The organism is Butyrivibrio sp., from assembly GCF_017940685.1.
Lineage (GTDB): Bacteria > Bacillota > Clostridia > Lachnospirales > Lachnospiraceae > Butyrivibrio.
In genome coordinates, this window is record NZ_JAGAYD010000089.1 from 1 (window position 1) to 19,969 (window position 19,969).

Annotated in this window: 20 protein-coding genes, 1 tRNA gene and 1 pseudogene; 20 read left to right on the plus strand and 2 right to left on the minus strand. The window is 43.8% G+C overall.

Going from position 1 to position 19,969, the window contains the following annotated elements:
* The first annotated feature begins 10 nt into the window (after window positions 1-10).
* The 6 genes from dnaK to thiI all read left to right on the plus strand — a co-directional run bounded on the left by dnaK (window position 11) and on the right by thiI (window position 7,407).
* The gene (dnaK, locus tag J6I68_RS05690; RefSeq protein WP_292218414.1) at window positions 11-1,894 is read left to right on the plus strand and encodes a molecular chaperone DnaK; all 1,884 of its coding nucleotides are present in this window, start codon (window positions 11-13) and stop codon (window positions 1,892-1,894) included.
* Between the two features lie 81 nt (window positions 1,895-1,975).
* A complete protein-coding gene (gene dnaJ / locus J6I68_RS05695; protein ID WP_292218383.1) occupies window positions 1,976-3,154 on the plus strand; it encodes a molecular chaperone DnaJ in 1,179 nt (392 codons plus the stop codon).
* 77 nt (window positions 3,155-3,231) lie between these two features.
* The gene (prmA, locus tag J6I68_RS05700; protein WP_292218385.1) at window positions 3,232-4,269 is read left to right on the plus strand and encodes a 50S ribosomal protein L11 methyltransferase; all 1,038 of its coding nucleotides are present in this window, start codon (window positions 3,232-3,234) and stop codon (window positions 4,267-4,269) included.
* The gene (locus J6I68_RS05705; protein ID WP_292218388.1) at window positions 4,269-5,027 is read left to right on the plus strand and encodes an RsmE family RNA methyltransferase; all 759 of its coding nucleotides are present in this window, start codon (window positions 4,269-4,271) and stop codon (window positions 5,025-5,027) included. Before prmA ends, J6I68_RS05705 begins: the two co-directional genes overlap by 1 nt.
* A gap of 8 nt (window positions 5,028-5,035) precedes the next feature.
* On the plus strand, window positions 5,036-6,193 hold the full coding sequence (locus J6I68_RS05710; RefSeq protein WP_292218390.1) for a cysteine desulfurase family protein: 1,158 nt from the start codon (window positions 5,036-5,038) through the stop codon (window positions 6,191-6,193).
* An 11-nt stretch (window positions 6,194-6,204) separates the two neighbouring features.
* On the plus strand, window positions 6,205-7,407 hold the full coding sequence (thiI, locus tag J6I68_RS05715; protein ID WP_292218393.1) for a tRNA uracil 4-sulfurtransferase ThiI: 1,203 nt from the start codon (window positions 6,205-6,207) through the stop codon (window positions 7,405-7,407).
* Between the two features lie 169 nt (window positions 7,408-7,576).
* Here the strand turns inward: thiI and J6I68_RS05720 are convergent, their stop codons facing one another.
* Complete coding sequence (locus J6I68_RS05720; RefSeq protein ID WP_024866396.1) at window positions 7,577-7,807, minus strand: HPr family phosphocarrier protein; 231 nt, start codon at window positions 7,805-7,807, stop codon at window positions 7,577-7,579.
* Window positions 7,808-7,873: 66 nt separating this feature from the next.
* Here J6I68_RS05720 and mtaB point away from each other — a divergent pair, with 66 nt between their 5' ends.
* The 13 genes from mtaB (at window position 7,874) to J6I68_RS05785 (ending at window position 19,327) form a co-directional block, all read left to right on the plus strand.
* The gene (gene mtaB, locus J6I68_RS05725) at window positions 7,874-9,223 is read left to right on the plus strand and encodes a tRNA (N(6)-L-threonylcarbamoyladenosine(37)-C(2))-methylthiotransferase MtaB (RefSeq protein ID WP_292218396.1); all 1,350 of its coding nucleotides are present in this window, start codon (window positions 7,874-7,876) and stop codon (window positions 9,221-9,223) included.
* Between the two features lie 52 nt (window positions 9,224-9,275).
* On the plus strand, window positions 9,276-9,551 hold the full coding sequence (locus tag J6I68_RS05730) for an IreB family regulatory phosphoprotein (RefSeq protein ID WP_292205537.1): 276 nt from the start codon (window positions 9,276-9,278) through the stop codon (window positions 9,549-9,551).
* A complete protein-coding gene (ruvX, locus tag J6I68_RS05735; RefSeq protein WP_292205540.1) occupies window positions 9,551-9,976 on the plus strand; it encodes a Holliday junction resolvase RuvX in 426 nt (141 codons plus the stop codon). The genes J6I68_RS05730 and ruvX overlap by 1 nt, the downstream gene beginning before the upstream one ends.
* Window positions 9,977-10,246, plus strand: a complete 270-nt coding sequence (locus J6I68_RS05740) for a DUF1292 domain-containing protein (protein ID WP_330613666.1) — start codon at window positions 9,977-9,979, stop codon at window positions 10,244-10,246.
* 58 nt (window positions 10,247-10,304) lie between these two features.
* On the plus strand, window positions 10,305-11,984 hold the full coding sequence (locus J6I68_RS05745; RefSeq protein ID WP_292218397.1) for a ribonuclease J: 1,680 nt from the start codon (window positions 10,305-10,307) through the stop codon (window positions 11,982-11,984).
* A gap of 22 nt (window positions 11,985-12,006) precedes the next feature.
* Complete coding sequence (locus J6I68_RS05750; protein WP_292218399.1) at window positions 12,007-12,480, plus strand: endolytic transglycosylase MltG; 474 nt, start codon at window positions 12,007-12,009, stop codon at window positions 12,478-12,480.
* Window positions 12,473-13,114, plus strand: coding sequence for an O-methyltransferase (locus J6I68_RS05755; protein WP_292218401.1), 642 nt, complete (start codon window positions 12,473-12,475; stop codon window positions 13,112-13,114). The genes J6I68_RS05750 and J6I68_RS05755 overlap by 8 nt, the downstream gene beginning before the upstream one ends.
* 14 nt (window positions 13,115-13,128) lie before the next feature.
* A complete protein-coding gene (locus J6I68_RS05760; RefSeq protein WP_292218403.1) occupies window positions 13,129-14,364 on the plus strand; it encodes a peptidase U32 family protein in 1,236 nt (411 codons plus the stop codon).
* 78 nt (window positions 14,365-14,442) lie between these two features.
* Window positions 14,443-16,554, plus strand: a complete 2,112-nt coding sequence (locus J6I68_RS05765) for a glutamine synthetase III family protein (RefSeq protein WP_292218405.1) — start codon at window positions 14,443-14,445, stop codon at window positions 16,552-16,554.
* Between the two features lie 102 nt (window positions 16,555-16,656).
* A tRNA-Gln gene (locus J6I68_RS05770) sits at window positions 16,657-16,729 on the plus strand.
* 62 nt (window positions 16,730-16,791) lie between these two features.
* Window positions 16,792-17,520, plus strand: coding sequence for an acyl-[acyl-carrier-protein] thioesterase (locus J6I68_RS05775; protein WP_292218406.1), 729 nt, complete (start codon window positions 16,792-16,794; stop codon window positions 17,518-17,520).
* Window positions 17,521-17,553: 33 nt separating this feature from the next.
* On the plus strand, window positions 17,554-18,387 hold the full coding sequence (locus J6I68_RS05780; protein ID WP_292218407.1) for a CvfB family protein: 834 nt from the start codon (window positions 17,554-17,556) through the stop codon (window positions 18,385-18,387).
* A 10-nt stretch (window positions 18,388-18,397) separates the two neighbouring features.
* A complete protein-coding gene (locus J6I68_RS05785) occupies window positions 18,398-19,327 on the plus strand; it encodes a CPBP family intramembrane glutamic endopeptidase (RefSeq protein ID WP_292218409.1) in 930 nt (309 codons plus the stop codon).
* A gap of 65 nt (window positions 19,328-19,392) precedes the next feature.
* Here J6I68_RS05785 and J6I68_RS05790 read toward each other — a convergent pair whose 3' ends face one another.
* The gene (locus J6I68_RS05790; RefSeq protein WP_292218412.1) at window positions 19,393-19,581 is read right to left on the minus strand and encodes a YjfB family protein; all 189 of its coding nucleotides are present in this window, start codon (window positions 19,579-19,581) and stop codon (window positions 19,393-19,395) included.
* A gap of 268 nt (window positions 19,582-19,849) precedes the next feature.
* On the opposite strand from J6I68_RS05790, the pseudogene J6I68_RS17345 reads away from it, so the two are divergent.
* Window positions 19,850-19,969 (plus strand): annotated as a pseudogene (locus tag J6I68_RS17345) (PucR family transcriptional regulator); the annotation flags it as partial.

Genomic DNA, 19,969 nt, shown 5'->3' on the forward strand with positions numbered 1-19,969 from the left:
GGAAAAAGAAATGAGTAAGATTATTGGTATCGACCTTGGTACAACTAATAGCTGCGTAGCAGTTATGGAAGGTGGTAAGCCCACCGTTATCGCTAACGCAGAAGGCGCTAGAACAACACCTTCAATCGTTGCTTTCACAAAGAACGGCGAGAGGATCGTCGGCGAGCCTGCTAAGCGTCAGGCTGTAACAAATGCTGAGAACACAATCTCATCAATCAAGAGAGATATGGGTACAGATCACGGCCGTACAATCGACGGCAAGAAGTATTCACCTCAGCAGATTTCAGCTATGATCCTTCAGAAGCTGAAGGCTGATGCAGAACAGTATCTCGGCGAAAAAGTTACAGAAGCAGTAATCACAGTTCCTGCATATTTCAATGATGCACAGCGTCAGGCAACAAAGGATGCCGGTAAGATTGCAGGTCTTGAAGTAAAGAGAATCATCAACGAGCCTACAGCAGCAGCTCTTGCTTATGGTCTTGATAATGAAAAAGAGCAGAAGATCATGGTTTATGACCTTGGTGGTGGTACATTCGATGTATCTATCATTGATATCGGTGATGGCGTTATCGAAGTTCTTTCAACAAACGGTGATACACACCTTGGTGGTGATGACTTCGACCAGGCAATCATCGACTGGATGGTTCAGGACTTCAAGAACAAAGAGGGCGTTGACCTTTCAGGCGACAAGATGGCTATGCAGAGACTTAAGGAAGCTGCAGAGAAGGCTAAGAAGGAACTTTCTTCTTCAACTACAACAAACATCAACCTTCCTTTCATCTCAGCTGGTGCAGATGGCCCTAAGCACTTCGACGTAGATCTTACAAGAGCTAAGTTCGAAGAGCTCATTCACGATCTTGTAGAGAGAACAGCAATCCCTGTACAGAACGCTATGAAGGATGCTGGTCTTACAAATTCAGATATCGGCAAGGTACTTCTTGTTGGTGGATCAACTCGTGTTCCTTGCGTAGTAGAGAAGGTTAAACAGCTCACAGGTCAGGAGCCTTCTAAGAACCTCAACCCTGATGAGTGCGTAGCAATCGGTGCTGGTATCCAGGGCGGTAAGCTTGCTGGTGATGAGGGCGCTGGTGACATCCTTCTTCTTGATGTAACACCTCTTTCACTTTCAATCGAGACAATGGGTGGTGTTGCTACAAGACTTATCGAGCGTAACACAACAATCCCTACCAAGAAGAGTCAGGTATTCTCAACTGCAGCTGATAACCAGACAGCCGTTGACATCAACGTTCTTCAGGGTGAGAGACAGTTCGCTAAGGACAATAAGTCTCTTGGACAGTTCAGACTTGATGGAATCCCTCCAGCAATGAGAGGTGTTCCTCAGATCGAGGTTACATTCGATATCGATGCAAACGGTATCGTTAACGTATCAGCTAAGGACCTTGGAACAGGCAAGGAACAGCACATCACAATCACAGCTGGTTCTAACATGTCTGACGAGGATATCGATAAGGCTGTTAAAGAGGCTCAGGAGTATGAGGCTCAGGACAAGAAGCGTAAGGAAGGCATTGATGCAAGAAACGATGCTGACTCATTCGTATTCCAGACAGAGAAGGCTCTTCAGGATGTAGGAGACAAGATCGATCCTTCACAGAAGCAGGTTGTTGAGGACGACATCAAGGCTCTCAAGGATACTCTTGAGCAGACCAAGGATAAGGAGCTTTCAGACTCAGAGATCGATTCTCTTAAGAGCCAGAAAGAGAAGCTCATGAACGATGCACAGGCTCTGTTTGCTAAGATGTACGAGAATGCACAGGGTGCAGCTGGTGCTCAGGGTGCAGGCCCAGACATGGGACAGGCAGGCCCTGACATGAATGCTTCTTCATCTTCTGCAAACGACGACAACGTTGTTGATGGAGACTATAGAGAGGTCTAAGTCGTCTCAATTAAAAATGTGATATACTCATAGCCAGGCGACTAGTTCGTCTGGCTATTAAGAGGTTTTATAAGGAGTACTATGGCAGAGCAGAAACGCGATTATTATGAAGTCCTGGGTGTTGGCAAGAATGCTTCGGACGAAGAGATTAAAAAAGCATACAGAGTCCTTGCTAAGAAGTATCATCCTGATATGAACCCTGGCGATGATTCAGCAGCTGAGAAGTTCAAGGAAGCATCTGAGGCTTATGCGGTTTTAAGTGACCCTGAGAAGAAGCGTCAGTACGACCAGTTTGGACACGCTGCCTTTGAAGGCGGAGCTGGTGGATTCGGAGGCTTTGACTTCAACGGTGCAGACTTTGGAGATATCTTTGGAGATATTTTCGGAGACTTCTTTGGAGGTGGCAGGTCACGTGGCGCCACAAGAAACGGCCCATCTAAGGGAGCCAATCTTCGTGCCAGTGTTCGCATAACCTTCCTTGAGGCTGTATTTGGCTGTGAAAAAGAGCTTGAGCTCACCATCAAGGATCCATGTCCAACCTGTCATGGAACAGGTGCTAAGCCAGGAACATCACCACAGACCTGTAGTAAATGTGGTGGTAAGGGACAGATTGTCTACACACAGCAGTCCTTCTTTGGAACAGTTAGAAATGTTCAGACCTGTCCAGACTGCGGAGGTACTGGTAAGGTTATCAAGGATAAGTGTAGTGACTGTCACGGAACAGGATATATCGCCAGCAGGAAGAAGATCAAAGTTACTATCCCTGCAGGTATAGATAATGGCCAGAGCGTAAGGATCAGAGAAAAGGGTGAACCTGGTGTAAACGGCGGACCAAGAGGAGACCTTCTTGTAGAAGTTGTCGTTTCAGATCATCCTATCTTCCAGAGAGAGGGCTACAACATCTACTCAATGGTTCCAGTATCCTTTGCAGTAGCAGCTCTTGGAGGAACAGTTCTTATTGATACTGTTGATGGCAAGGTTGCATATGACGTTAAGGCTGGTACTCAGACAGATACCAGAGTAAGACTTCGTGGCAAGGGTGTTCCATCACTTAGGGACAAGGAACAGAGAGGCGACCACTATGTTACCCTTGTAGTTCAGGTTCCTGAAAAGCTTTCTAAAGAGGCCAAGGAGCTTCTTAAGAAATTCGATGAGAAGACAGGAGATTCCCTTACAGCAGCTGACAGGCTCATGGGTTCAGATGACAAGGATCCATCAGGCGGTGGCGGCAAAAAGAAGAAAAAGTTTTGGGAAACTTAACGATATATGATATACTTCCGTAGTTAGGTTATAATAACTACGGAAGTTTTCTTTTTGCGCTTATAAAGGAGCACATTATGAAATGGATGAGATTCAGGATAAGAACAAATGAGGAGTCAGAAGATATCATAGTAAGCTACCTTGAGGATATTGGACTTGAGGGCGCTCAGATCGAGGACAATGTACCACTGTCTGCTCAGGACAAGGAGCAGATGTTTATTGATGCCCCAGAGCTTGAGCCAGATGACAATGGACCTGTGATCGAAAAAGGCGTGGCTTACCTCAGTTTCTTTTTAGAGATAGATGACGACAACATGCTGACGGTTTCTCTGCCAGATGAAAACGGCGAGTATGTAACGGAAAAGAGAACTCCCGAGCAGATGCAGGAGGCCATCAGGGAAAAGCTTTCAGAACTTAAGAGTTTTTCTGATATAGGCGATGGAACTATTTCTGTAGATGTCACAGAGGATATAGACTGGATAAATAACTGGAAGCAGTACTTCCACAAGTTCTTTATCGATGACATCCTTGTTATCCCTTCCTGGGAGAAGGAGTCAGAGGAGGACCAGAATAAGGCAAACATGGTCCTTCACATAGACCCTGGCACAGCCTTTGGAACTGGCATGCACGAGACCACTCAGCTCTGCATCAGAATGCTTAAAAAGTATGTCACTAAGGATACAGTTCTTTTGGATGTAGGAACAGGAAGCGGCGTATTATCAATACTTGCCCTTATGTTTGGTGCAAGGCATGCTGTGGGCACTGATCTTGATAAGTGTGCAGTTCCTGCTGTAAAAGAAAACATGGAAAACAACGGCATCTCAGAGGATAAGTTTGAGATGATGATCGGAAACATCATTGATGATAAACAGGTTCAGGACAAGGTTGGATATGACAAGTACGACATTGTAGTTGCCAATATCCTTGCAAATGTTCTTGTTCCCCTTACACCAGTTATATTAAATAACTTAAAATCCGGAGGTATCTACATTACCTCAGGAATCATTGATACCAAGGAAGAAGAGGTTAAAAAGGCGCATCTGGATGCGGGTCTTGAGATACTTGAGATCCACCACCAGGGAGACTGGGTTTCGATCACTTCGAGGAAAAACTAATGTATCACTTTTTTGTTGAAAATAGTCAGCTGTCTTCTGATTACAAGGAAGTTCAGATAACAGGCAGCGATTACAACCACATAGCCAATGTCCTTAGGATGAAGGTGGGGGAGCAGTTTTCCGTCAGCATCCTTTCTGACGATTCCGGAAAAGAGCTTTTTTATGAGATCGCATCTTTTTCAGACGACTGTGTAGTAGGAAAGCTCTGCTTTATTGAAGAAAATGGTCACGAGTTGCCTTCAAAGATATATCTTTTCCAGGGGCTTCCCAAGGTAGACAAGATGGAGCTTATAATTCAGAAGGCGGTTGAACTTGGAGCATACAGGATAATCCCTATGTCCACCAAGAGATGCATTGTTAAGCTCGATGACAAGAAGGCTGCAGGTAAGCAAAAGAGATGGCAGGCCATTTCAGAAGCGGCAGCCAAGCAGAGTAAGCGTGGCATAATCCCTGAAGTTGAGATGCCACTTACGATGAAACAGGCAATAGAGTATTGCAAAAAAGAAGCCATTGATGTTAAACTCATACCCTATGAAAATGCCAAAGATATTTCTTTTACTAAAAATATCATTGAAGGCATTGAGCCAGGTGAGAGTGTAGCGGTCTTCATAGGACCGGAGGGCGGTTTTTCGGAAGAGGAAATAGAGCTGTGCCTTTCTAATGACATACAGCCAATTACTCTTGGAAAGAGGATACTTCGGACAGAGACAGCAGGATTTACAGCCATTTCATGGCTTATGTATCACCTTGAGAGGTGAGGAAGATTATGGAAGCGTATTTGGATAATTCAGCTACAACCAGGGCCTATAAAGAGGTTGCTGAGCTTGTAGCCAAGATAATGACAGAAGAATATGGAAATGCTTCAAGCGTTCACCATATGGGAACAGTTTCTTCAAGTAGATTGTTTGGAGCAAGGGAGACAATTGCAGGTACTTTGAAAGTTGATCCTGCGGAGATAGTCTTTACATCAGGAGGAACTGAGTCTGATAACATGGCGATAATTGGCGGGGCGAGAGCAAATGCCTGGAGAGGCAAGCACATCATCACCACCAGCATTGAGCATCCGGCTGTTCTTGAGACCTGTGAAGCTTTAAAGAAAGAGAGCTTTGAGATCACACGCCTCCCAGTAGATGAATACGGCGTTGTGAGCCTTGAAGATCTGAAAAATGCCATCAGAGAGGACACTATCCTGGTATCCATGATGATGGTCAACAACGAGATCGGAGCTATCCAGCCTGTACAGGAAGCGGGAAAGCTTATAAAGTCCATAGATGAAAAGATTCTTTTCCATGTGGATGCTGTGCAGGCCTATGGTAAGCTGCAGATAAGGCCCAGATCAATGAACATCGATCTTTTATCAGTCAGCAGCCACAAGATCCACGGACCAAAGGGTGTGGGATTTTTGTATATCAAAAAAGGTACAAAGATAAATCCAATATGCTACGGCGGTGGACAGCAAAAGGGCATGAGATCAGGCACAGAGAATGTTCCTGGCATTGCAGGAATGGCGCTGGCAGCAAAGATGTGTTATGAGGATTTTGACAACAAGATTGGAAAGCTCTACGAGCTGAAAAAATACCTTATAGATTCACTTGGCAAAAGGATTTCAGATATTAAGATCAATGGCCCTGAGCCAGATAAGGGTGCCCCACATATTGTCAGCGTATCAATAAGGGGACTTCGTGCAGAGACGATCCTCAACATGCTAAGCAGCAAGCAGATCTACGTTTCAGCAGGTTCTGCCTGCACTTCCAACAACCCTCATATTTCAGATACACTTCAGGCTATAGGCCTTGAGAGGGATCTTTTGGAATCAACCATAAGGATCAGCATGTCACTGGAGACCACAAAAGAAGAAATTGATTATCTCTTGGATACACTTGAGGATCAGGTGGAGACCATGAGAAAGTTCTACAGACATTAAGGGAGATACGTATGCAGTACCATGCTTTTGTAATCAAATATGCAGAGATCGGAGTTAAGGGCAAGAACAGATATATCTTTGAAGATGCCCTTGTTAAGCAGATAAAAAGAGTTCTGTCAAAGTGCGACGGATCCTTTGAGATTTCTAAAACTGCCGGAAGAGTTTACGTAGAAGCAAAAGACTTTGACTTTGATGAGACTGTTTCTGCCCTTCAGACAGTATTTGGAATAACAGGAATATGCCCTGCTGTGACGATTGAGAGAGATGGTGAAAATCACCTCCCTGACGTTGCTGGTGTCTGCCAGGCTGTAGTAGACTTTGTGGATGGCGTATACCCTGATAAAAACAAGACCTTCAAGATCAAGGTCAGAAGAGTTGATAAGAGCTATCCTATGGATTCCATGGAGATGGCAGCAGAGATAGGAGCTAAGGTTCTTGACGCCTATGATACCATGAAGGTCGATGTTCACGAGCCACAGGTCCTTATCAACGTAGAGATCAGAGAAAAGCTCAACATCTTTTCTGAGATCATTCCTGGACCTGGCGGAATGCCAATAGGAACTGCAGGAAAGGCAATGCTTCTTTTGTCTGGAGGAATTGATTCACCTGTAGCTGGCTATATGATCGCAAAAAGAGGTGTTGACCTTGAGGCGGTATATTTCAATGCACCCCCATATACAAGCGAGATGGCCAAGCAGAAGGTTGTAGATCTTGCTAAGGTTATTGCAAAGTATACAGGTAACATCAAACTTCATGTTATCAACTTTACTGATATTCAGATGTACATTTATGAGAAGTGCCCTCACGATGAGCTTACCATCATCATGCGCAGATACATGATGAAAATTGCGGATATTATTGCTGCAAAGAGCGGATGTATGGGTCTTATCACTGGCGAGAGTATCGGACAGGTTGCGTCCCAGACCATGCAGAGCCTTATGTGTACCGGAGAAGTTGTAAGGGATATGCCTGTTTACAGACCACTCATCGCTTTTGATAAACAGGATATTGTAGATATTTCTGAGAAGATAGGTGCTTATGAGACATCAATCCTTCCTTACGAGGACTGCTGTACTATCTTTGTTGCCAAGCACCCTGTTACCAAGCCCAGACTTGATGTCATCGAAAGACATGAGGAGAACCTCGTAGAAAAGATAGATGAACTGGTTAGGGTTGCACTTGAGACGGATGAGATTATAGAGATTAGTAGGTAAGCTCTGGGATTCTCACTAGGCTCGAAAGGACCTCGCCAAGTGATCACCCATGGCTCGCACTAGCTTCGAAAAGACCTCAGCAAGTGCTCTGCTCAAAAAAGACCATCCTAAGAACGTTTCCTAGGATGGTCTATAATAATCTTTTTTGGAAGATCTGATCAAACAGTGATCAGACCATGTAAGGCTTCAAGATCTCGAGAACCTCATCTGCGCCGTCTTCTGCATGGATGTTAAGATCGATAGGCTTTGAAAGATCTAATGAAAAGATACCCATGATAGACTTAGCATCGATAACGTATCTTCCAGAAACGAGATCGAAGTCATAATCAAACTTCGTAATATCGTTAACAAAAGATTTTACCTTATCGATAGAATTAAGTGAAATTTTTACGGTCTTCATTGCGCAAATACCTCCTTTTCTTCTTAATAGTAAACGGAAGATTGTAAAAAGTCAATGAGATATAGTATGGAAAATAACATTAAAGGCTTAAAGGTAGCCCTTCATAACCTTGGATGCAAAGTAAATAGTTACGAAATGGACGTTATGAGCCAGAAATTATCTGATGCTGGCTGCGTGATTGTGCCATTTAATGAAAAGGCAGACGTCTATATCATCAACACCTGTACTGTTACAAATATAGCTGACAGGAAGTCCAGACAGATGCTCCACAAGTCAAAAAAGGAGAATCCTGATGCAATAGTTGTGGCTGTTGGCTGCTATGTTGAGACAGGAATGGACGGTGTAAAAAAAGATGAATCCATAGATCTGGCTGTTGGCAACAACAAAAAAGCGGAGATTGCTGACATCCTTTCTGAGTTCGTTGCTGCCAGAGGGGATCTTGATAAAACTATGGGTGGAAAGTCTGTAATAGATATCAATCACACAGATGTCTATGAAGAGATGAGACTTACTGACCTTCCAGAACACACCAGAGCTTACATCAAGGTTCAGGATGGATGTAATCAGTTCTGCACCTACTGCGTTATTCCTTATGCAAGAGGACGAGTCCGCAGCAGGGATATGGGAGATGTCATTGAAGAGGTTAAGGATCTTTCCCTTAAGGGATGCAAGGAAGTTGTCATAACAGGAATCCATGTTGGCAGCTACGGAATGGACAAGGGACAGCCCATGCTGGTTGACCTTGTGGAAAAGGTCGCCGGGGTTGAGGGCATCGAGAGGATAAGGCTTGGTTCAATTGAACCAAGGTTCATTACAAAAGAAAATGTTGAGAGAATGGCCAGGATCGAGAAGCTTTGCCCTCACTTTCACTTATCGCTCCAGAGCGGATGCAACTCAGTTCTTAAGAGGATGAACCGCCACTATACAGCAGAGGAGTTTAAAGAGTCAGTAGCTCTTTTGCGAAAGGCCTTCGACAGACCTGCCATAACCACAGATGTGATCGTTGGCTTCCCTGGTGAAACAAAAGAGGAGTTTGAAGAGTGCAGGGACTTTGTGTCTGATATAGAGTTCTATGAAATGCATGTCTTTAAGTATTCCCCAAGAAAAGGAACTGTGGCAGCAGGAATGGCGGATCAGCTTACCGACAGGCAGAAGTCTGAAAGAAGCGATGTGCTCCTTGATATAACAGCCCGTGATTCTGAAGAGTACAGGAAGGGATTTATTGGCCAGGAGCTTTCTGTTCTCTGGGAGGATGAGGAGGTTCACGGCGGCAAGAAATATATGATTGGACATACTGACAGATATGTCAGAGTTGCTGCCTGTGAAGGAAGCGATGACTACAAAAATGCCGTATCTGGGGAGTTTTCAAGGGCTACTCCCAGGACTTTACTAAATGCCGATACATTGCTTATTTAAAATTAGTGTTGTAAAATGAAAATAACTATAGTTATGAAAGGTTGAATTAACTATGCCAGAGCAGGATTTAGGTAATACCCAATTTTTTAAAGTAGAAGTTGAGCCTGAGACAGGTGTTAAGAAGGTACTTTCTGTTGTTTACGACGCTCTTTTAGAGAAGGGCTACAATCCGGTAAATCAGATAGTAGGCTACATCATGTCTGGAGATCCAACCTACATCACAAGCCACAAGGGTGCAAGAAGCCTTATCATGAAGGTTGAGAGAGATGAACTTGTTGAGGAGATGCTCACAGAGTACATCAAGAGCAATAATTGGGCTAAAAAATAATGAGGATCATGGGACTTGATTACGGGTCCAAGACCGTGGGAGTTGCCATTAGCGACGAGCTTTTGCTGACAGCCCAAGGTAAAGAAATTATCCGTAGAAACGAAGAAAATAAGCTTCGAAAGACACTAGCGCGCATTGAACAGCTCATTCAGGAGTATGGGGTGGAAAAGATCGTACTTGGACTTCCACTTAATATGGATGAGTCGGTCTCTGAGCGCTCACAGTTATGCCTTGAATTTAAGGACAAGATAGAGAGAAGAACAGGAATTCCTGTTGATATGCTGGACGAACGCCTTACAACCGTTGAGGCGGACGAGATTATGGACGAAGCCGGAATAAAAGGCAAGAAGAGAAAAGAGTACGTTGATATGATTGCAGCTCAGATCATCCTTCAGGATTATCTGGACAACAGATTGAAAAGGTGAATGAATTTGGAAAAGATAATGTTTAGTCCCGATGGGGAAGAAGCAGTTGAGTTTTATTGTCTTGAACAGACTGTAATTGGAGCCAAGACCTATCTTTTAGTAACTGATGAGGAAGACGGAGATTCCGAGGCACTTATACTTCGGGATGACTCCGATATGAATGATGAAGAGGCAGTTTATGTCATTGTGGACGATGACCAGGAGCTTGAAGCAGTTGCTGGTGTATTTCGTAAGCTGCTTTCTGAGGATGGAGTAGATCTGGACATTTAACGGGCTATAGGTTTATGTCTTTTTCTGCACATCCGCCAAAAATAATGGAGGAATTATATTGAGTAAAAAGAAAACTGAAAATGCGTCCAAGCTGCAGATCATCCCTTTGGGTGGTCTTGAGCAGATTGGAATGAACATCACTGCCTTCAGATATGAGGACAGTATTATTGTAGTGGATTGCGGTCTCTCTTTCCCTGATGATGACATGCTGGGAATCGACCTGGTAATCCCTGACATCACTTATCTGCAGGAGAACATTGACAAGGTCAAGGGCTTTGTTATAACTCACGGACATGAGGACCACATTGGTGCGCTTCCTTATGTGCTTCATGAGCTTAATGTACCTGTTTATGCAACAAGGCTTACCATGGGTATCATCGAGCACAAGCTCGAAGAGCACAACCTTCTTAAGAAGACCAGAAGAAAGGTTGTTAAGTTTGGCCAGTCCATCAATCTTGGAAATTTCAGGGTTGAGTTCATAAGAACAAACCACTCTATTGTAGATGCAGCGGCTCTTGCAATCTATTCACCTGCAGGAACTGTTGTCCACACAGGAGACTTCAAGGTTGACTATACTCCTGTATTTGGAGATCCTATCGATCTTCAGAGATTTGCTGAGATTGGTAAAAAAGGCGTTCTCGCCCTTATGTGCGACTCGACAAACGCTGAGAGACCAGGATTTACCGCGTCTGAGAAGACTGTCGGAAGAGTTCTTGATTCTCTCTTTGAGGAGCACGAAAACTCAAGGATCATTGTTGCGACCTTCGCATCAAACGTTGACCGTGTTCAGCAGATCATCAATACTGCCCACAAATGCGGAAGGAAGGTTGTGGTCGAAGGCAGAAGCATGGTCAGCATTATTGACATTGCCCAGAAGCTTGAATGTATCAAGATACCAGACAACACACTTGTTGATATAGATCAGATCAAAAATTACCCTGAGAACAAGACTGTTATCATAACAACAGGAAGCCAGGGTGAGAGTATGGCTGCCCTTAGCAGAATGGCCAGCGGACAGCACAGAAAGATCAGTATTGGCGTTGGCGATACAGTTATTTTCTCATCTCATCCTATTCCAGGTAATGAGAAATCTGTTACAAACATCATCAACGAACTTCAGATGAAGGGTGCAGAGGTTATCTTCCAGGACGTTCATGTTTCAGGACATGCCTGTCAGGAGGATATCAAGCTTATCTATACACTGGTTAAGCCTAAATATTCAGTGCCTGTCCATGGAGAGTACAGACACCTTATTGCTCAGAGCAGGATTGCAAGAGAGCTTGGAATGGACAAGGACAATATCTTTATCCTTCATTCCGGAGAAGTACTTGAGCTTGATGAAAACGGCGCCAAGGTTGCCGGAAAAGTCCCTGTTGGAGCTATTTTGGTGGATGGTCTTGGTGTTGGAGATGTAGGAAATGTTGTTCTTAGAGACAGACAACATCTTGCAGAAGACGGTATAGTTATAGTAGTATTTGGTATCGACAAGGCAAGCTGTCAGATTGTATCAGGACCAAGTATTGTGTCCAGAGGATTTGTATATGTCAGGGAATCTGATAAACTCATTGATGACGCCACTGACCTTGTATATGATGATGTCACAGAGGCCCTTGAGAAAGGGATCACAGATTGGGCTAAGCTTAAAAATATCGTAAAGGATGCCCTTAGTGATTACATCTGGAAAAAGACAAAGAGAAGACCTATGATAATGCCTATTATCATGGACACCAACTTCTGATGTCTTTTGAGGAGACTTATTTATGAGCGCAAAAAAAATAATACTGGGGCTACTTGATACCGCAGTAAAGGTAGCATTTGTCATTGTGGTGGCGATGCTTATCTCAAAATATGCCAAGGTTGCATATAATTATGGCTATCACATTTTTAACCAGACAGCTGTATCCTCCGGTACAGGAAGGACCGTTACTTTTACAGTAGGAAGCGGCGATTCAGCAGATACCATAGCAGAGAACCTTTTGGGAGTTGGACTTATTACAGATAAAAATCTCTTTAAGCTTCAGGAGAGATTCTCTGAATACCACGGAATGGAGCAGTCAGGAACCTACGAGCTAAGCACATCAATGACTCCTGAAGAGATGCTTTCAATAATGTCAGGTGGACAGAAATCTGACGATGCAGAAGCTGGTAGTGATACGCAGACTGAGGCTGAGCCAGAGATAGAAACACAGACAGAGGCGCAGCCAGAACCCGCTGAGGAACCAGACAATGGCTGATCAGGACAGGATTACAACTTTTATCAATTCCCTTGATAGAGGGAATGCCCCATATCTCGATGATGTGGAGAGAGAGGCAATATCAGGAGAAGTGCCTATTATCCGCAAGGATACACAGACACTTCTTAAATTTTTAATGGCGCAGAACAGACCTGTAAACATCCTGGAGGTCGGCTGCGCTGTTGGCTTTTCAGCTCTTCTAATGGCCGAGTACTCAGGGGATGATACCAAGATCACCACCATTGAGAAGTATGAAAAGAGAATTCCAGTAGCAAAAGCCAATTTTGAAAAATATGATCATGGGAAAAAGATAACCCTCCTTGAGGGAGATGCTATGGACATCTTAAAAACTCTTTCTTCTGGATATGATTTTATATTTATGGATGCTGCAAAGGGGCAGTATATAAACTTTTTGCCAGAGTGCCTCAGACTCCTTAATAAGGGAGGCCTCCTTGTATCTGACAATGTACTGCAGGACGGAGATGTTTTTGAATCCAGGTTTGCAGTAACAAGGAGAAACAGGACCATACACGCAAGAATGAGGGATTACCTCTATGAGCTGACCCACAATGATCAGCTAAATACAGTGATACTTACAGTTGGAGATGGCATGAGCCTCTCTGTGAAGATTTAAGAAAAGGTGAATTTATGAAAAAACCGGAGCTTTTAATACCTGCCAGCAGTCTTGAAGTTTTAAAGACAGCAGTAATGTTTGGCGCAGATGCAGTCTATATTGGAGGCGATGCTTTTGGTCTTAGGGCCAAGGCCAAGAACTTCAGTAAGGAAGAGATGAAGGAGGGCATTGAATTTGCCCATGAGCATGGCGTTCACGTCCATGTCACAGTAAATATCCTTGCTCACAACTATGACCTTGACGGAGTTGAGACTTATCTTCATGAGCTAAAAGAGCTAAAGCCAGACGCTCTTATAATCGCCGACCCTGGTATTTTTATGAAGGCCAGAAGGATTTGCCCTGAAATAGACATCCATGTATCTACCCAGGCCAACAACACCAACTACGAGACCTACATTTTCTGGCATGATCTTGGAGCCAAGAGAGTTGTTGCAGCAAGAGAGCTTTCAATGGCAGAGATCAAGGAGATAAAGCAGAGGATCCCTGAAGACCTTGAAATGGAGAGCTTCATTCACGGAGCAATGTGCATCTCATACTCAGGAAGATGTCTTTTGTCCAATTACTTCACAGGCCGTGATGCAAACCATGGCGCCTGCACACATCCATGCAGATGGAAGTACGCAGTTGTTGAGGAAAAGAGACCTGGTGAGTATCTGCCGGTTTATGAAAATGAGCGCGGAACATATATCTTCAACTCAAAGGACCTTTGCATGATCGAGCACATTCCTGAGCTGGTGGACGCAGGAGTTGACAGCTGTAAGATCGAGGGAAGGATGAAGACAGCCCTTTACGTTGCAACTGTTGCAAGGACCTACAGAAAGGCCATTGACGACTTCTTTGAATCTGAGGAAAAGTACAGACAGAACATGCCATGGTACCTTGATCAGATATCAAAGTGCACCTATCGCCAGTTCACAACGGGCTTCTATTTTGGCAAGCCCAGCGATGAGATGCAGATCTATGACAACAACACATATGTGAGCGAATATATCTATCTTGGAATTGTGTACGACATCGATGAGAGAGGCTTTGCTAAGATTGAGCAGAGAAACAAGTTCAGTGTAGGGGATGAGATTGAAATCATGAAGCCCGACGGAACAGATGTAAAGGTTCGTGTAAATGGCATGTACACTGAGGATGGAATAGCTGTTGAGTCATGTCCTCATTCCAAGGAGATCATTTATCTTGATCTGTCTGAGCGTCCAAGCCGCTACGATATTTTGAGAGTAAGTGCGCAGCCAGAAAAGTAATATCAAAAAATACTTCAAGTTTTTGGATTATTATTGTAATATGTATGACAAATATTATTTATGAAAGGTCGTAGCACTATGAGCAGCAAGGTTAATGTGGAAGAAATTTTCGGCCAGAACGTCTTTACCCTTTCCAAGATGAGAGAGCGTCTGCCAAAGAATGTATACAAAGAGGTTGTGAATGTAATTGAGCACGGAGGAGCACTGTCCAAGGAATCCGCTGACGTTGTAGCCAACGCCATGAAGGACTGGGCTGTAGAAAACGGCGCAACACATTACACACACTGGTTCCAGCCTCTTACAGGTATCACAGCTGAGAAGCATGATTCCTTTGTGGGAAGCGCAGACCAGGACGGCCGCATGCTTACTTCTTTCTCTGGAAAAGAGCTTATAAAGGGTGAGCCTGATGCTTCCTCATTCCCTTCCGGAGGACTTCGTGCTACTTTCGAGGCAAGAGGATATACAACCTGGGACATCACTTCTCCTGCATTCCTTAAGGAATCCGGAGCAGGTGTAACCCTCTGCATCCCTACTGCTTTCTGCTCATATACTGGAGAAGCTCTTGATAAAAAGACTCCTCTACTTAGATCAATGGAGGCTGTAAACAAGCAGGCTTTAAGGATCGTAAGATTATTTGGCAACGACACAGCTACAAGAGTCAACGTTTCCGTTGGACCAGAGCAGGAATACTTCCTGGTTGACTGGGACAAGTCAATGAAGCGTGAGGACCTTATCTTTACAGGAAGAACTCTCTTTGGAGCAATGCCTCCTAAGGGTCAGGAAATGGAAGACCATTACTTTGGCGTAATCCGTGAGAGAGTCGGAGAGTTCATGAAGGATCTTAATACTGAGCTTTGGAAGCTTGGTGTTCCTGACAAGACACAGCACAACGAGGTTGCGCCTGGTCAGCATGAGCTTGCTCCTATCTATGAGACTGCCAATATAGCAGTTGACCACAATCAGATCATTATGGAGACCATGAAGAGAGTTGCTGAGCATCATCATATGAGATGCCTGCTTCACGAGAAGCCTTTTGCTGGTGTAAATGGCTCAGGTAAGCACGACAACTGGTCTCTTTGCACAGACGATGGCAAGAACCTTCTTGATCCAGGTGATACACCTAACAAGAACGTTCAGTTCCTTTTTGTACTTGCCTGCATTTTAAAGGCAGTAGATACTCATGCGGATCTGTTAAGACAGAGCGCTGCAGATGTAGGTAATGACCACAGACTTGGTGCCAATGAGGCTCCTCCTGCGATCATCTCTGTTTTCCTTGGAGAGCAGCTTGAAGACGTAGTAAGACAGCTTATTGAGACTGGTGTAGCCAAGTCAAGTAAGAGAGGTGGCAAGCTTAAGACTGGTGTTTCAACTCTTCCTCAGTTTGAGAAGGATGCCACAGACAGAAACCGTACATCACCATTTGCATTTACAGGTAACAAGTTTGAGTTCAGAATGGTTGGTTCATCTGACTCCATGGCCAGCTCCAATACAACACTTAACACTATCGTTGCTGAAGCTTTCTGTGAGGCTGCAGATATCCTTGAGAAGGCAGATGACTTCGACATGGCAGTTCATGACCTTATGAAGGAGTACTTAACTGACCACCAGAGGATCATATTTAACGGTGACGGATACTCAGATGAGTGGGTAAAAGAGGCTGAGCGCCGTGGACTTCCAAACATCAAGTCAACTATTGAGGCTGCTGACACTCTTACAACCAAGAAAGCGATCCAGCTCTTTAGTGACTTTGGCGTTTACACCAAGACAGAGCTTGAGTCAAGAAAAGAGATAATCTTTGAGAACTATGCAAAGACCATCAATATCGAAGCTCTTACAATGATAGACATGGCTTCCAAGCAGATCATCCCTGCTGTAATGAAGTATGCAGGAAGACTTGCTGGCGATGTAAATGCAGTAAAGGCAGCAGGTGCTGACGAGAGTGCACTTCTTTCCGAGCTTAAAGAGATCACTGCAGAGCTCACCAAGATGAAGAAAGCTCTGGAAGATCTTAAGACCGTTGAAAATAAGGCCAGAAAGATCACAGATGCAAGAAAGCTTGCATATTTTTACAAGGACAAGGTAAGACCTGCCATGGATGCACTTCGTGATCCTGCAGATAAACTTGAAATGCTTGTGGATAAAAAAGACTGGCCATTCCCAACTTATGCTGATCTTTTATTTGAGGGATGAGCCCTCAAAGTGCCATAAATACTGGAGCTTAAAGAAAATAAAAAAGTTTTGAAAAAGTACTTGCTTTTTTATATGGTCTCAAGTATAATTACTACTTGTCGATGGGCTATCGCCAAGCGGTAAGGCAACGGACTCTGACTCCGTCATTACGTAGGTTCGAATCCTACTAGCCCAGCTACTAAAGCGAGATTGGTAACAATCTCGCTTTTTTTTAAACTTATGTTCAAGGGGTGTGCCATGTATACATTTGATTCCAGGATCAGGTACAGTGAAGTTGATAAGGATGCGTATCTTACAATTGAGTCGCTTATAGACTATTTCCAGGACTGCTCAACCTTCCAGACTCAGGACGGTCCTGCCACAGTGGAATATCTCAAGGAAAGAAACATCGCCTGGGTTTTAAACTCCTGGCAGATAGTCATAAACAGATACCCGAGGCTATGCGAGGAAGTCACGATAGGAACTATTCCTTACGAACTCAAGGGTTTTTTTGGCCACAGGAATTTCTTTATGGATACCAGGGATGGAGAAAGGCTGGCAATTGCCAATTCTGTCTGGACATTGTTTGATTTTGAAAAAGGAGTTCCTGCCCGCATAACTCCAGAGATTGTAGAAGCTTATCCCCTTGAAGAGAGGCTTCCCATGGACTATGGAGACAGAAAGATTGTGGTTCCAAAAGAAGCAGAAGTGCTGACAGGAGAAGAGATCCTGGTAAGAAGCCATCATCTTGATACCAACAACCATGTTAATAACGGGCAGTACATCAGGATGGCTATTGAGTCACTTCCTGACAAGGCCATAAAGGTGGCTGCGTTAAGAGCAGAATATAAGAAACAGGCGCTTTTGGGAGATACACTTTTTCCTGAGATCAGGAAAGTTTCAAAAAATGGTGCAATGACTTATACTATTAATTTGAAGGACGATAAAAACAGTCCGGTATGTATTGTTGAACTGACAACGCAGTGATGTTGCTGCAGTTTCTTTAGAACGGAGGACATAATGATCAGATTAGGTGAAAAACAGACACTTGTAGTAATCAAGAAGGTTGACTTTGGAGTTTATCTTGCAGAAAAAGCTGGTAGCGAGGAGAAAGTTCTTTTGCCAGTTAAGCAGGTTCCACAGGGAGCAGATCTTGGAAGCAGCATAGAGGTATTTATCTACAAGGACTCTGATGACAGGCTCATTGCTACCACAAGTGAGCCCAAGATCATGCTTGGGGACGTAAGGGTCCTTAAAGTTAAGGAAACAACCAGGATTGGAGCATTCATGGACTGGGGTCTTGAGAAGGATGTGCTTCTTCCTTTCAAGGAACAGACTGCCAAGGTGAAGGCAGGAGATGACGTGCTGTGCGCTATGTACATTGATAAGAGCAGCCGTCTGTGTGTTACTATGAATGTATATAAATATTTAAAGAGCGACAGCCCATACAAGAAAGATGACAAGGTAATGGGAACGGTCTATGAGATGAGCGACAATTTCGGCGCTTTTGTGGCTGTTGATGATATTTACTCAGGCCTTATAGCTAAAAAGGAGCTTTATGGAAATCTTAAGATAGGCGACAGGATTTCCGCCAGGGTTGTGTCAGTAAAGGAAGATGGAAGGCTCAACTTAAGTGTAAGGGAGAAGGCTTATCTTCAGATGGATACTGACGCTGATAAGATATTTGCCATGATCGAGGATAATGGCGGTAAGCTGGGATTTACTGACAAGGCTTCGCCAGATCTTATAAAAGAAAAAACAGGCATGAGTAAGAACGAGTTTAAGCGTGCAGTGGGAAGACTTCTTAAAGAAGGCAAGATCGTTATAGGAGAAACTTCTATCGAACTTAAGTAAGGAGGCGGATATGGATTACAAGAAAGCCAATAGAGCTTTTTTATACATGATCCTCGCAACTATATGCTTTACTATGCTGTATACGGTATGGATGATCGGTACCATGACCGCAATGCCGGTAATGCTGAACAATTTTCTGTCAGAGATGATGATCTTTATACCGGCGCTGGCCATGGTCTTTTTCCATGGTGACAAGATATCTGTTCTTGTACCGTTTAAGAAGATCAGGATTCCATCAGCTCTTTTGATACCACTGTATGTACTTTTACTGTTTCCTCTGGTGGTATTTATCAACTCATTGTCCATGCTGTTTGTTGACAATACAGTTGTGGAGATGGCTGATCAGATCCTGGAGCTTCCTTTATGGCAGATGGTCCTTTCCATTGGAATTTTTGGACCATTTATTGAGGAGTTTGTGTTTAGGGGAGTGCTCCTTCAGAGCTATCAGAGAACGGGCAGAATAGTAGGATCCATTGTCCTTTCGTCAATACTGTTTGGTATGATGCATCTTAATATCAATCAGTTTGCCTATGGTGCAGCCATGGGTATAATGTTCGCACTTTTGGTGGAGGCAACTGGAAGTGTGCTTTCATCGTTTTTGGCACATGCGCTTTTTAACACGGCAGAAGTTTTGCTGATGTACATGGAAAAAGATGTACTTACCCAGGCCCAGGAGTACATGGACAGCATGGAGCTTAAAAATACCATCCTGATCTCGGTAGGCGTGTATTTCGTGCTTGCTGTGATAGGAACTGCCCTTGCGCTGTGCGTACTCGTTAAGATAGCCAGCCTGGAAAAGAGGCAGGAATTCTTTGCAGGTATTCCAAAAAGCAAAAAGCAAGGGTATAAGCTGCTTAGCGTTCCGCTTATCATAGCCATTGTGATATCCCTTGCGTACATGATCGGAATGGAGATCATTTTCAAGATAACAGGCGTATAAAGACATTAAAAAGACCCGTTCCAAAGAGCGGGTCTTTTTGTGCATAAAAGCACATTTGATGGCTGTCATACGCTGATGTCAAAGTTGGCTCCAACGTTTGGATCCAATGATGGAGCAGGTGCGGCTTCTATGGTAGAGACCATGGCTGCGCCAGCTTCCTGCATGTTGTCAAGACTCTTTGAGAGCATTGCAACTCCAAAATCATTAAGAACCTGTCTCTGAGACAATGCCATCGATAAAGCAGGAATATCCATAGGCACCTCCTTGTGAAAGAATCCACTTTATCTTATCTTTTGTATCGGAGATTTAGTTCAGAAGTATAAGACTGAAATCAGAAAACCATAGCTAAAAATGGGTGATTTTTTTTGTGACTTTTGACTACAAAACTTAAAAAATACACAAAAAAGATGGTGGTTTCTATGGATTTTTTTGTACATTTATATTAAAATGTAAAAGTGATAGTCTCTATTCACGATAATAAGTAATATTATGCACTACACAACGTGCAAGAAAGAGTGGCACATGATTTCCAATCAGATTTTACAGAACACAATAGACGGGCTTAAGAACATAGCACACGTGGATCTTTGCGTCCTTGATATTGATGGAAAAGAGGTTGCATCCACAACCACTGATATAGGA